This window comes from uncultured Fretibacterium sp. (assembly GCF_938030725.1).
Classification (GTDB): domain Bacteria; phylum Synergistota; class Synergistia; order Synergistales; family Aminobacteriaceae; genus Fretibacterium.
Window position 1 is genome coordinate 19,194 of the sequence record NZ_CALHIQ010000129.1, and the last position, 13,789, is coordinate 32,982.

The 13,789-nt window shown below is 63.0% G+C and carries 12 protein-coding genes; 10 read left to right on the forward strand and 2 right to left on the reverse strand.

The features are described 5' to 3' along the window. Positions 1–56 precede the first annotated feature (56 nt). From Q0629_RS07625 to Q0629_RS07640, 4 genes are all read left to right on the forward strand, one after another. Entirely contained in the window at positions 57–1,742 is a 1,686-nt protein-coding gene (locus tag Q0629_RS07625; protein WP_298780938.1) for a 5'-nucleotidase C-terminal domain-containing protein, read from the forward strand. A gap of 95 nt (positions 1,743–1,837) precedes the next feature. After that, positions 1,838–3,469, forward strand: coding sequence for a bifunctional UDP-sugar hydrolase/5'-nucleotidase (locus Q0629_RS07630; protein ID WP_298780941.1), 1,632 nt, complete (start codon positions 1,838–1,840; stop codon positions 3,467–3,469). 152 nt (positions 3,470–3,621) lie between these two features. Continuing rightward, entirely contained in the window at positions 3,622–3,822 is a 201-nt protein-coding gene (locus tag Q0629_RS07635; RefSeq protein WP_298780943.1) for a hypothetical protein, read from the forward strand. Next, complete coding sequence (locus tag Q0629_RS07640) at positions 3,823–4,560, forward strand: hypothetical protein (protein ID WP_298780949.1); 738 nt, start codon at positions 3,823–3,825, stop codon at positions 4,558–4,560. Between the two features lie 237 nt (positions 4,561–4,797). Here the strand turns inward: Q0629_RS07640 and Q0629_RS07645 are convergent, their stop codons facing one another. Then, positions 4,798–5,430, reverse strand: coding sequence for a methyltransferase domain-containing protein (locus Q0629_RS07645; RefSeq protein ID WP_298780952.1), 633 nt, complete (start codon positions 5,428–5,430; stop codon positions 4,798–4,800). 110 nt (positions 5,431–5,540) lie between these two features. Here Q0629_RS07645 and Q0629_RS07650 point away from each other — a divergent pair, with 110 nt between their 5' ends. From Q0629_RS07650 to Q0629_RS07665, 4 genes are all read left to right on the forward strand, one after another. Beyond that, the gene (locus Q0629_RS07650) at positions 5,541–6,275 is read left to right on the forward strand and encodes an NAD-dependent deacylase (RefSeq protein ID WP_298780955.1); all 735 of its coding nucleotides are present in this window, start codon (positions 5,541–5,543) and stop codon (positions 6,273–6,275) included. Continuing rightward, positions 6,272–7,702, forward strand: a complete 1,431-nt coding sequence (locus tag Q0629_RS07655) for a hypothetical protein (protein WP_298780957.1) — start codon at positions 6,272–6,274, stop codon at positions 7,700–7,702. Before Q0629_RS07650 ends, Q0629_RS07655 begins: the two co-directional genes overlap by 4 nt. A gap of 297 nt (positions 7,703–7,999) precedes the next feature. Then, entirely contained in the window at positions 8,000–9,103 is a 1,104-nt protein-coding gene (gene yedE / locus Q0629_RS07660) for a YedE family putative selenium transporter (RefSeq protein WP_298780960.1), read from the forward strand. 42 nt (positions 9,104–9,145) lie between these two features. Beyond that, entirely contained in the window at positions 9,146–9,364 is a 219-nt protein-coding gene (locus tag Q0629_RS07665; protein ID WP_298780962.1) for a sulfurtransferase TusA family protein, read from the forward strand. A gap of 119 nt (positions 9,365–9,483) precedes the next feature. On the opposite strand, the gene Q0629_RS07670 is transcribed toward Q0629_RS07665, so the two are convergent. Next, complete coding sequence (locus tag Q0629_RS07670; protein WP_298780964.1) at positions 9,484–10,722, reverse strand: hypothetical protein; 1,239 nt, start codon at positions 10,720–10,722, stop codon at positions 9,484–9,486. A gap of 430 nt (positions 10,723–11,152) precedes the next feature. On the opposite strand from Q0629_RS07670, the gene Q0629_RS07675 reads away from it, so the two are divergent. Both Q0629_RS07675 and Q0629_RS07680 read left to right on the forward strand, forming a co-directional pair. Further along, on the forward strand, positions 11,153–12,916 hold the full coding sequence (locus Q0629_RS07675) for a hypothetical protein (protein WP_298780968.1): 1,764 nt from the start codon (positions 11,153–11,155) through the stop codon (positions 12,914–12,916). Positions 12,917–12,926: 10 nt separating this feature from the next. Continuing rightward, positions 12,927–13,789, forward strand: an 863-nt coding sequence (locus Q0629_RS07680) for a hypothetical protein (RefSeq protein ID WP_298780970.1), incomplete at its 3' end; no start/stop codon positions are given.

The following is a 13,789-nucleotide window of genomic DNA, read 5'->3' on the forward strand; positions in this document are numbered from 1 at the left end:
CCGTGCGCCTTTCGGGCGACAGGGAATCGAAAATTTTGAAGGGGCGGTGCTGCGTCATGAAACGAGTGCTGTATTTGTGTCTGTGCCTGGCTGTCCTGTACTCCGGCATCCTCCCTGCGCCCCCGGCCTGCGCAAAGGACGGGCGGGTGACGATCCTGACCATCAACCATCTTCTGGGTCAGCTCCTTCCCGTCGTGGAGAAGGTCAATCGGGACACCCTGTTCCGCGGCGGGCTGGCCAAGGCGGCCACCGTGATTCAACAGATCCGCAAGAAGGACCCGAACGCGATCCTGGCCGTGACCGGCGAGTCCGTGTTCGGGCCGATCTGGCGTTACTTCGGGGGGCAGCCGGAGTTCACCTCCCTCAGCCTCATCGGCGTGCAGGTCGGGATGATCAGCAAGCACGAGCTGGACTACGGCTGGAGCCACCTGGAGTCGGCCCTGCAGTACGTTACCTACCCCATGCTGCTCTCGAACGCCACCGTTCCGCAGAACATGGTCGACAGGCTGCGGAAGACCGTTATCGTGACCTACAAGGACTTGAACGTGGGCATCTTTGCCATGATTTCCCCCACGCTCTTTGCCGCGACAACCCGCTGGGGTGCAGAGAACAGCGACAACGCGGATTTCAGGATCATGCCGGACATCGTCGGCTCGGCCCGCGAGATGACGAAAGCCCTGAAGGAACAGGGGGCGGACGTCATCGTCATGTTCGGTGACCTCACCGAGGAGGAGAACGATGAGGTGGCCAGGGCCGTGTCGGGCATCCACCTCATCTTCGGGCGCGGCTCCAACGGAGAGAGCCCCTCGAAGCCCGTCTTCGTCACCAACGAGGCGGGCTGGACCACCATGCTGGCCTGGGGAGGGGATCGGGGCCGATTCATCGGAAAAGTCAATCTGGAGGTCAAGGACGGCAGGCTCGTGAAGGACAACTCCACCTGGGAGGTCGTCCTCGTCACGCAGAAGACGCCGTTCGACCAGAACATCTACAATATTGCCTCCGACTTCGAGGAGAAGCTCAACGCCCAGCGGGAAAAGATCATCGGCTCCTTCGAAACGGAGGTCAACACCCAGAAACCCCTCGTCCGCAGTCGGGAGATGCCCATCGGAAACTTCCTGGCGGACGCCCTGCGCAACGTGTTCAAGACGGATGTCGGCCTCGTCAACGGCGGTGCCATCCGCGCGGACAAGACGTTCTCAACGGGCAACTTCTCGGAGAGGACGTTCCTCGAGATCTTCCCCTACGGGAACGAGGTCACCCTCGTCACGGTGCCGGGCAGGATCCTGCGCCAGGCGATGGAATGCTCCGCCTCCGCCCTCATCGCGGGACCGGAGGACGACTACGACACCTCCCGCCGTACCCCGACGGGCGGCTTCCTTCAGGTTTCGGGCATTCGCGTCGTCTACGATTTGAAAAAACAGCCGATGACCTTCAACAAGGAGACCAACCAGGTCGATCAGCGGGGCGAGCGCCTCGTGACCCTCGCAATTCAGAGGGAGGGCGGTCACTGGGCCGAGGTGGACGACGACGCGCAGTACACCGTCGCCCTCAGTGCCTACCTGGCGAACGGCGGTGACCGCTACTTCATGTTCAGGGACGTGCCGCAAACCGACACCGGTACCAACGACCTGGACAGCACGCTCAGGTACATCCGGACCTTTTCCGAAGGCAAGCTAAACCTCACGAAGGACGGGCGCATCACGATCCTGACGCAGGAGGCACCGCAGCGCAAGGGCAACTGACGGAACTTTGCATCGAGAGGATGCCGCTAAACGCCCTGTACGAACGTTCGGGGTAAAAGTTGAACTCAACCTTTTGAACCGTGGAGGGACCTGAAATGAGGCAAAAGTTTTTTGCGGCGCTCTGCGCGCTTTGCATCTGCCTGGTCTTCGGTACTCTGGCGCAGGCAAAGGACGGAAGCATGACGCTCCTCACCCTCAACCGCCTGGCGGGACAGCTTCTGCCCATCGTCACCAGGGTCAACAAGGGGACCGTCGCCATCGGCGGGTTGGCTCACGCGGCGGGCGTGGTGCAGAAGGTAAGGGAAACCGAGCCCAACGCGATCCTGATCGTCAACGGAGGGTCCGTGTACGGCCCCATGTGGCGCTACTTCGGCGGCCGGCCGGAGTTCACGTCCCTGAACCTTGCGGGCGTCCAGGTTGGCACCATCGATATGCGCGAGCTGGACTTCGGCTGGGAGCACCTGAAGGACGCCCTTCAGTACATCCGGTTCCCTCTGGTCCTCTCCAACGTGGACATCCTCGATCCGGAAGCCGCCCCATTCTTCAAAAAGAACGTCATCGTCCAGGCGGGGGACCTGAAGGTGGGCTTCTTCTCGATGCTCTCCCCTCAGATCCTCACCACCACAACCCAGAAGGTCGATGAGCTTCAGCTCTCCAAGGCGGGGCTCGTGGAAACGGCAAAGGCGATGGTCGCCGACCTGAGGGCGCAGGGGGCGGATGTCATCGTCATGCTCAGCAACTTGACGGACCTCGAGAACCAGCACACGTTGGAGCAGGTCAGCGGCATTCACGCGGTGTACGGCCGCACGCTCGGCATCACGGAGGACCCGCTGCCGGGCTTCGTTCGCGGTCCGGACGACTGGCTGACGACGACGCTCTGGAGCGGGACCGTGGCCCGATTCGTCGGCAGGCTGGACCTGACGACGAGAAACGGGCGGATCACCAAGGACAGCGTCAAATGGCAGCTCCTCAGCGTGACGCCGAAGGCGGAACCCAACGCGGCCATCCTGAATCTGGCCACTCAGTACGAGGAGAAGCTGAACAAAAAACTGGAAACCATCATAGGGTCCTTCAACGTCCCGGTGGACGCTCGCAAGGAGGTCTTGCGCAGCGGGGAGTCCCCCATCGGAAACTTTCTGGCGGATGCGATGAGAACTCGCCTCAAGACGGACGTAAGCCTCGCCAACGCTGGAGACATCCGAGGCGACAGAGTCTTCCGTGAGGGGAAGTTCTCCGAGAAGACGCTGCAGGAGCTCTTTCCCTTCCAGACCCGGGTCGACATCCTCACCGTCAGCGGCGACGTGTTGCGCAAGGCGATGGAGATATCCGCCTCCGCCCTTGCGGCCCACGACGACGGCTACGACACGTCGTTTCGGACTCCCACGGGGGGCTTTCTCCAGGTGTCGGGCCTCCGAGTGGTCTACGACCTGAAGAACCCCCCGACGACCTTCAACGAGGGCGGCCTCGTCGCCCACTGGGGCAACAGGCTCGTGGACCTTCAGGTGGAGAAGGACGGCGCGTGGGAGCCCGTGGAAGATAGTGCGTACTACACCGTAGCGCTCGGCTCGTGGCTGTCGGAGGGCGGCGACCGCTACTACCTCTTCAAGGGCCTCCCCAGCCAGGATTCGGGCCTCCTGGACTACGAGATCCTGGTCGGCTACATCAAGACCTTCCCGAACGGAGCGGTGAACCTGACCCTGGACCAGCGCATCACGTTCCGGGAATAGTGCGATCGTGAAGGCGAGGCGGGACTGCCGCGGGGCAGTCCCGCTTTTTTGTGGCGTCGAGATCGAGTTTGAATTTTCCATAAGTAAGCGTGTCACTTCCGACACAGTGGTATACAATACAGTTGTACCCTATACGAAACGGGGCGTTGAGGATGGACGAACAAACGATCCAGAACGACCATGAACGTTTTGACTACGACGGATTCTGGAAAGCTCTTGCCAGAAGATTTTGGAGGGAACTCCTGAGAAGCACCATTCCCGAACTCTACGGGGATGCGGACCTGGAGCAGGACGCCACGCCTCTCGATAAGGAGCTTCAGGACACTTTATTGAAGCCGGAAGACGAGGAATAGGTGTCGGCAAAATTTGTCGATACCCTGTTGAAGATACCTCTGAAGATCGGAGGTGAGCAGTGGGTTCTGCTCCACGTTGAGGTACAGGGCCGAGGCGGCGAGGACCTTTCGAGGAGGATGATGCGCTGCTATTGTCTGCTCTTTGCGCACTATGACAAGAACCCCGTGGCGCTGGCAATTCTGACCGAGCCCCGGTCAAAGTCCGAAATGCCCGGCGTCTACGATTCTCTACAGTATGGGACACACCTCAACTACCGCTATAATTACATTGAGCTGCGCAAACTGGATGACGACGAGCTCCTGAAAAGCGATAATCCGTTTGACCTAGCGTTTTACGCAGCAAAGAAGGCATTGGGATATAAAAGCGAGGAGCAGAAAAAGTTCTTTTATCTTCTGAAGCTCACCAAGATATTAGCGTCAAAGGGTTGGAGCAGAGAGGATCGTTCGGACCTTCTGAGGTTCATCGCAAGAATCATCAATTTGAAGGACAAGGCGCTCTGGGCGCAGTATAGAAAAGATGTCAAAAGGATAAAGGGGGAGAGCGAGATGATGTCCTTTTGGGATGAGGAATTGGAGCAAAGTCGTGCAAAAGGCCGTGCCGAGGGCCGTGCCGAAGTGGTGCATCGGATGCTCGCCGTACAGCTTCCTGTGAACCAGATATCGGAGCTCACAGGGTTGACCTGCTCCGAAATCGATGCAATAAGAAGAAACGAGTCGGTTTATTCGGCTGAACCGTGATGTCATCGGGTTGTTGAACCTGGGCTGCAAGGTGGTCAATCCTCAAGGCTTTACGTGTGGCAGCATACGCTTTCGCTGCCGCTCACGGGTCGTCAGCTTTGCGTGAGCTGCCCCCTGTGCAGGGGCGTAATTTCAAACGGCCCCGACCGTCGTTCGGCGTGTCGGGGCCATTCGCAAGGCGCGTTCTACAGCGCGGATTCACGGTCCAAGTGCAGCCCCTGAAGAAACAGGCAAAGACTACGCCGTCTGTGCCGCGCGGCGGTCGCCGCTGCAATCGAACACGAAGGCCGGGGGGATGTTGAGGGGCACGAACTTGCGACGGACCTGCGAGAAGCGCGCGTTCAGCATCGGACGCATGATGTTGGAGTACTGATAGGCCACGAAGCGCCCATCCGGGCGCAGCGCATCCTGCACGGCGTTCAGGATATTCGTCCCAACCTCCCGTGGAAGGACGGTGAAGGGCAGGCTTGAGATGACGAAGTCCAGCTTCTCGATGCCCTCGTCCTTCATGATGGAGAGCAGGGCCTGCGCGTCGCCGTACAGCTTCAGGCCGGGATGCTCGCGGCGGATCATCGCCTGAAGCGCCGGGTCCACCTCGAAGACCAGCACCTTGGCGTCGGGCCTGGCACGCTTCACTACCTCCCGCGTGAACACGCCCGTTCCGGCCCCCAGCTCCGCCACGCTCAGGGCGTTCTCCCAATCCACGCAATCCAGCATCGCGCGGGTCAGAAAGCGCGAGCTTGGGGCAACGCTCCCCACCTGGCGCGGCGCGCGGAAAAAGCGCTTCAAGAAGACCATGCCCTCCCCGATGTGGGAACCGGGCTTTCGCCTCGAAGCCACCTTTTCATCCTTTTTTCTTTTTTTCGACACGGTGCCACCTCCGACAGCGCAGTCGCGCAGCGCGCTCACGCTGTTATTTTATTCAAAGTGTGCGATAATAAAACCTGTTTTCATTGTAAATCGCGAGGAGGGATTTGTCCATGACCGAAAAGACCGCCGGAACTGGAGCGAAGAAGCGCCTGGTTGCCCTGACCGGCGCCGGCATGAGCGCGGAGAGCGGCTTCAAGACCTTTCGCGACGAGGGCGGGCTTTGGGAAAATTACGGGGTTGAGGACGTAGCCAGCCCCGAGGGATGGCGCCGCAACCCCAAGCTGATGGTGGACTTCTACAACAACCTGCGCACCCAGCTGGAGCACGCGGAGCCCAACGAGGGGCACCGCATCCTCGCCAGCCTCGAGGAGCACTTCGACGTCGGGGTCATCACGCAGAACGTGGACAACCTGCACGAGCGGGCGGGCAGCACCCACGTACTGCACCTGCACGGAGAGCTGACGAAAGCCCGGAGCGTGGACGACGACTCTCACCCCATCGACATCGGCTACCGCAAGATGGAGTACGGCGAACGAGGCCCCGACGGCGCCCTGCTGCGGCCCTTCGTCGTCTGGTTCGGCGAGGCCGTCCCCATGATCTCGGAGGCCGCCCGCTGGGTCCGGGAGGCGGACATCTTCGTCGTCATCGGCTCCTCCCTCGTCGTCTACCCCGCGGCGGGGCTGGTCCACGACCTGCGGGGCAGCACCCTGGCCTACCTCATCGATCCCAAGGAGGTCAGCACCCCTTCAAGCCACCCCTTCACCGTCATCCGCGAGGGCGCGTCGCGCGGCATGGCCATCCTGAGGGATGAGCTCCTGGCCGCCCTTCCGAGGTGGTCATCATGAGCGCCCCCCTTTTCCCGCGCTGGAAGGACGTACCCGAGGTGGCGTCGGCGTCGTCTACGCTGACGGACCTCAGCCAAAAGTACGCGACGCTCGCGAACTCCGGAAAGCCGGAGAACCGCAGCGAGGCCCTGAAGCTCTGGACGAAGGCCGCGGGCGCCTGGTGGGACGCGCTGTTCGCCCTGCTCCGCGCCTGCACCGAGGACATGCCGGTTCAGCTCTCCTTCGACGAGTCGGAACGCCTGTTCATCGACTTCGGCTGTCCGGGTGCGCCGGGGTCGCTCCTGCCCGCCCACCAGGACTTCAAGGCGGACCGCGCCCTGAACGCACACTGCGGCGCGGGCATCTTCCCCACCTTCGCCCTGTCGGACTACATCGCTTCCTGCTGGGCCATGATCACGGGCACCGAGTGCCCGGCCCCCTCCATCGGCATGTCGCCGGCGGACCGCGTGGAGCACCTCAAGGAGGAACTTCAGAAGCTTCAGGACAGGCGGGGGGCGGAGCTCACCCGCATCGCTACCGACCACCGCGACGCAGCCTCCGACGCAAGCAAGCTGCTCCAGGACCTGAACGCCTTCGAGCTGACGGCGATGAAGGTGGAGATGCGCGTTCCGGAGTACCGCGAGGCAAAGGAGGACCTGCGATCCTCCCTGTCGCAGGATCGCTTCCGCTACGCGGAGGCGGAAAGCGCCATGCGCCTCATGGTTTCGAGCGCGCAGAAGTACGCCGAAAACCCCCTTCCCCTGCCCGACATGGAGGCGTTTCTGGCGCTGCACGAGGAAACGCGCACCACGGCACGAAAGATCCTCTACTGCCAGATGGACGTGAAGAAGGTCGAACGCCGTTCCAAAAAGGTCACGGACGCCTGCTCCCAGTTCTCCGACGCCATGAAGCGCAGCGAGCTCAAGGAAATGGTCCAGCGCAAGAGGGAGTACATGGCCGTCCCCGGCAAGATCGCGCGCTGCGATACGACGCCGCTCTGCCCCTCGGACGCGGCCCCCATCGACCGCGCGGCCAACCTCGCCCGACTTGAGGCGATGTGCGGCATGGACATGGACATGTTCGCCGTGCCGCGCATCCGCATGTACGGCGTTCCAAGCGTGATCTTCATCCCCGGCCAGGGGCTGGGAGCCTACGACTGGCAGGACCACGCGCTGCTCCTTCCGGTCTTTCCCAACGGCGGCGAGGACAAGTCCCTCAGCTACGCCCTCGGCGCCTTCCGCTGGGACAGCGACGAGGAACGAAGGTTGAAGAACCCCTACGAGCACCTCAAGGACAACCGCAACAAGTCCATCCTCGCCATGGCGGCCTCCTTCTACAAGGACTACTTCCTCTGGATGACCAAGGAGAAGAAGGGCTACCGCATCCTGCCGCGGGAAACGCACAAGGCCTTTGAGCTGATGTTCGCTCCCCGCAAGGAGGAGCCGTAGAAGCGCGCTTCCTCGCGTCCGCTCGATACGGAGGGCCCGAAGCCCGTTCCCGCTCCGGGCCCGACATAAAATTTTTCCCCAGCTTCCCCGAAAGGAGGCGTTCTGCCATGACATGATGCGCAAGATGAAACCGCTCACGGCGGGAAGCGTGCTTCCCGTTCGCGTCCTCTGCGTCCTCATGTGGTGGGGGAACGTCCCCGGCCTCGTCGCTCTCCATGGGACCCCCCGCAGGCGTCCGCCCTGACCGATGCTCAGGCGGACCTGTTCCTGTGCCCCAAACTATGGAGGTTTTGTATCATGGATAAGCTATTGACGTCCCGCAACGGTCCCTGGATCGCGGGCGGGATCATCGGGCTCATCGCCGTGCTGCTCGTCAAGTTCGGCAACCCCGGCAACATGGGCTTCTGTGTGGCCTGCTTCACGCGGGACATCGCGGGAGCGCTCGGCCTGCACCGCGCGGCGGTGGTGCAGTACATCCGACCGGAGATTCCAGGCTTCGTCCTGGGCGCCTTCCTCTCGTCGCTCCTGTTCCGCGAGTACGCGCCCCGCGGAGGCTCCTCCCCCGCCGTGCGCTTCGTCCTCGGCATCTGCGCCATGTTCGGCGCGCTGGTGTTCCTGGGCTGCCCCTGGAGGGCGTACCTCCGCCTGGCAGGCGGCGACTGGAGCGCGGTCTATGGGATCGGCGGCCTGATCGTCGGCGTGCTGATCGGCATCGGGTTCCTGTGGAACGGCTTCAGCCTCGGCGCCGCCGAGCGCAGCCCCAAGGGCGCAGGCCTCGCGATGCCCGTCCTGGCGTTAACCATCCTGGCGCTCCTGTTCCTGAAGCCGACCATCGAGTCCGTCGGGGCCGACGGAACGAAGGCCGTGACGTCCCTCATTCTATTCTCGGAGAAGGGACCGGGAGCCACGCACGCGGCGCCCCTGATCTCCCTGGCTGCCGGCCTCATCGTCGGGTGGCTGGCCCAGCGCAGCCGGTTCTGCACGGTTGGAGCCCTGCGTGACCTCTTCATGATGGGCGACGCCCACCTCTTCAAGGGTATCGTGGCCTTCACCGTCGTGGCCTTCGCCGCGAACTACGGCTTCGGCTTCTTCAAGCCGGGCTTTGGCGACCAGCCCATCGCCCACACCAACGAAACCTGGAACTTCCTGGGCATGGTGCTCTCCGGCCTGGCCTTCACCCTCGCGGGCGGGTGCCCCGGGCGCCAGCTCATCATGACGGGGGAGGGCGACAACGACGCCGCCGTCTTCGTCCTGGGCATGTTGGTAGGCGCCGCGATGGCGCACAACTTCTCCGCAGCCTCCAGCGGCGCAGGCCTCGGCCCCATGGGCATCCCCGTGACGATCGCCGGGCTCGTCTTCTGCCTGGCCGTCGGCGTCCTGTTCCGTCCGGCGCGGGCCTGACACGGTCAGGCTTCGCACTGCCTAATTAAGGAGGTCTTGGTCATGAGCGAAACGATCACGGTGGATGCGAGTGGGCTCTCCTGCCCTCAGCCCGTCATGGCGGCGAAGAAGGCCCTCTCCGGCCTGACGTCCGGCCGCGTCGAGGTGCTCGTCGATACGGGCACCTCGCGGGACAACGTCGCGCGCTTCGGTGAGAACAAGGGCTGGCGCGCCACGAAGGAAGAACGCGAGGGCGGTTGGAAGGTCGTCCTGGAAAAGTAAGCGCAACGTGGATGCGCGTTGACATGCATCTTGAAGGCGGTCGGGGTTCCCGACCGGCCTGACGAACGAGGGCGACCCTGATGGGTCGCCCTCGTTCATTACGCTCGTTCTCAGGTCCGCTACATCGCCGCAGGCGGGACCAGAAGGGTGGAGTAGATCCCCGCCAGGATGACGGAGGTGATCGTCACGGTGATGAACCCGCCCGTCAGCATCTTGGGCAGCATGTGGCTCATCAGGAAGTTGTACGTGTCCTCGTCTCCGCCCGCCAGGGCCTTCGAAGCCTCGTCCGTGAGGACGTAGTTCGGCGGGAAGCCGTAGAGGGCCGTCAGCGAGAGCGCCATGGCCATGGGCAGGGTGTAGCCCAAAACCGCGCCCACGATGCAGGAGGCGACCAGGAGTCCCACGACGCCCACCACCACCACCACCACGATGGGGCGCACGAGCTGCGGGAGCATCTCAGGCGTCGCGCTGTTCAGCATCCCCATGATGAAGACCATCAGGATCGTGATGAGGTAGCCCATGGCGCCGGCCTTGTTCATGGGCCTGCGCTCCACGATGCCGAACTCCGCGGCGATGGCGCCGAAGATGAGGCAGATCACCAACGGGTGCAGCGAGTAGCGCACCCACTCCGGGTTGAGGTAGGCCAGGAAGGATTTCAGGCCGATCGATGAGAGGTCGGCCAGAGAGGCCACCAGCGCGACGCAGGCAATGTGCGTGTAGGTGGTCTGGTACTTCAGGGGAACGAGGTGGAAGCCCGAACCCGTCGCCGCATCCACGTCGGATCGCGCGGTCTCGGCCCTGCCTTCGGCCCGGAGCTTCAGCAGGCGCTTGCCCTCGCTCTTCAGGCAGAGCGCCGTCAGCGGGTAGCCCACGAAGCCCTGCACGATGTAGATGAGCATGGCCATCACGGCCATGTCCTTCATCCCCAGGTCACCTGCGGCCTTGCTCATGATGATGGCCGCCACCACGCCGCCCGAGAGCGGGGGCGTGCCCGTGACGATCGCGTTGCGGTCCGTGAACAGGGGGCCGACGTACCACAGGAGGAGGGCCATTCCCGCAAGCCCTGCCACGGCAATGACGACCGTCTTCCACTCCCGGCACAGCTCGCGGACGCTCATCATGGTGCCCATGTGGGTGATGAGCAGGTACATGGAAACCGTGGCGATCGGCGCGCCCATCTGGGCCCGATCCACGATGTCCTTCGGCAGCCAGCCGCCCCAGTAGCCGGCCAGGAACAGGACCGCCGCGACGAACACGGACGGCACGAACGCCTTCGTCTTCATGGAGACGATGTCGCCAATCGACATGAACACCACGACGACAAAAAGACACATGATCGGCGTCAATGTGACTTCCAACAAAAAGACCTCCCTGACACAAAAAAATTTTTCCTCCCACGGCAAGACAGCGCGGCGGAATTCAAAAGATTATAGCGCATTTTTCCCCTGCCAGCCCCATGCTGTCTTTAAAACTACATATTTAAGAATTCGGATAGCTGGCCCAACTCCGCCCAAAAGGACCGAGCGGGCACCGAAAGGGAGAAACGCCCCGATGGGAAATCCCACCCCCTTCGCCCGGCTCTGGCGCAGATCCTTCACGCCAGGCCATTTCACATTGCTTCATCTCCGCCTCGGAGGACATCAAACGCATTTTACAAAGCGCTTTCGGTCATATAAAATGACAGCGTGGAGAAAGGGATTCTTCGCTTCTTCTCCGCAGCGCGTTTTTAACTCTAGTCTACACAAACTTAGCCTCTTTATCACGATTCTGCTGGGAGGGATTGACGTTATGTTTATGACGTCGCTGAAGGTGGTCATGGTTTCGTTGGCGCTTGCGGGCCTCGCCCCGGACGTTCATGACGCGGGGGCGGAAGCGGTTTTCGTAGAAAAGAACACCCCGGCAGTGGGGGCCGCCACCCAGGAGGCTACCGCCTCCACCGAGGGTGAGGAGGACGAAAAGGTTGCGGAAGCCAAGGCGACCTTTGACGATCAGGACCTCGCCGGCCAATCTCTGAAGCTCGCGGAGCGCGAGGCAGAGTTGGCGCAGCGCGAGGCAGCCCTTGCGGAGCGAGAGGTCAACCTGGTGAAACAGGACAAGGCCTCTTCCGCCGCGTCCATTGAGCTCGCGGAGCGCGAGGCAGAGCTTGCCAGGCGGGAGGCCGACCTTGCGGGGCGTGAGGCGGAGCTGGCCAGTCAGGGCAAGGCGTCTTCCGAATCGTCCGCGGAGCTTGCGGAGCGCGAGAAGGCATTGGCCGATCGGGAGGCCGACCTTGCAAAGCGTGAGGACGCGCTGGCAAATCAGGACAAGGTTTCCGTCGCCTCGTCCGCAGAGCTTGCAGAGCGTGAGAAGGCACTGGCCGCGCGGGAGGCCGACCTTGCGAAGCGCGAGGACGCGCTGGCGAGTCAGGGCAAAGCGTCTTCCGAATCGTCCGCGGAGCTTGTGGCCCGCGAGGCGGCGCTGAAGGAGAAGGAGGCCGCCCTCGCCGCGCGGGAAGCCGAGTTGCAGAAGAAGGATCAGGCCTCCTCCGAGTCGTCCGCAGAGCTTGCGGCGCGGGAAGCGGACCTGAAGCAGAAGGAAGCGGCCATTGCGGACAAGCGCGAGGCCGAGCTTGCGGCCCGCGAAGCCGAGCTCCAGAAGAAGGAGGCCCTTCTGGCGGAAAAGCATCAAGCGGACCTCGAGGCACGGGAGGCCGAGCTGAAGAAGAAGGAAGCTGCTCTGAGCGAAAAGGAGTCGGCCCTTCAGAGCAAGGAAATCGCCCTGATGGACAAGTCCCCCGTCGTCGCACAGGCGGAAGTCGCCGTGCCCGACGTCAACGGGCCGGGTGCGGTCGTCGTCAAGACGGAAAACGGCCTGATGAACTGGACGGAGAACTACATCGAGGCCACGGGCATGGCGGTGGCGCCCACGGGAAAGAAGGGCGCCCAGGGCAAGGCGCTGGCGCGCAGGGGCGCGACCCTGGACCTTCAGCGCAACCTGCTGGAGTTCATGAAGGGCGTTCGGATCGACGGACAGACCACGATGAACGACTTCATGGCGGAGGACCGCGTGCGCTCCGAGATCTCCGGCATCATCAAGAACGTGGAGGTCATGCGCGGCGAGTGGGACGGCGAGGCCTATACGGTCACCGGCCGGATCAAACTGCCCCCGGTCCGGGCCGTCGTCGCACCGAAGATCCCGGCGGACAAGTCCTATAAGGAACCCAAACCCAAGAAGTCCGCGGGGCGCTACACGGGCCTCGTCATCGACGCCCGCCACCTTCCGCTGGTCCCCTCGATGAGCTTCCGCGTCCTCGACGAGTCGGGCAAGCCGGTGTACGGCATGGCGTTCGTGGATCAGGACCGCTTCCTCCAGTCGGGGCTCTGCGCCTACTACAACAACATCAACTACGCGAAGGGCGAGGTTCACGTCGCCAGCAACCCGATCGTCACCAAGGCAGTCAAGCTGAAGAACGGGAATGTGGACATCGTCATCCCGAACTCGGCTGCCGCAAAGGTCCGCGGCAGCTCCTACGACTTCCGCAAGGACTGCAAAGTGATCGTGGTTTCCAAGTAGGCGGCGTCCCATGCGAGAGCGATCGACACGAAATGCGTTTCAGCCCCTCCCCTTCGGAGGGGCTTTCAGGAGGGCGGCGCTCACGGCACTGTGCCTCGTCCTGACGCTGGGCGCAGCCACGGGGGCCTGGGGTGCGAAGAAGGCGGCTCCCAAGCCTCCGGTCGGAAAGCTCATCACGGTGGAGGCGGAGGGGTACGCCCCCATCGTCGACGGGGCGAAGAACAAGGCCCGCGAGGAGGCTAAGCGCTCCCTCCAACGCGACGCGCTGGAGAAGGCCCTTGGCGCCTACGTCACTGGCATCACGGAGATGAAGGACTTCGAGGTGGTGAAGGACAAGGTCTTCTCCCAGTCCCAGGGCATCGTCAAACGGATGGATATCCTGAGGGAGTGGGAGGACGCCGACGGCCTGCTCCACCTGTCCGCCTCCTGCGACGTAGCGGAGGCCGCGCTGGACGGGGTGCTGGGTCCGGTGGTCATCGACGCGCTGGGGAACCCCCGCATCATGGTTCTACTGGACGAGCGGATCGGCGACAAGCCCTCCTTCCTCTCCACCGCGGAGAGCGAGGTGTTGCGGGTCTTCGAGAAGGCGGGGTACCTGCTGGTCGACCCAACCCAGGCAGGGGCGCTGAAGGAGATCGACCTGGCCGCAGCGCGGAGCGCGGGGGACCCGGAAAAGCTACGGGAGATCGCCCGTAACTTCCAGGCGGACGTCCTGATCTACGGCAAGGCCTACGCCAGCGCCTACGCGGACCAGAAAGTGAGCGGCGTCCGCATCTATGGAGTGCGCAGCACGGTACAGCTCAAGGCGGTGCTGTCCGCTTCAGCCTATCAGTTGGGCTCCGACACCTACGAGGAAAAGCAGAAGGGGACCTC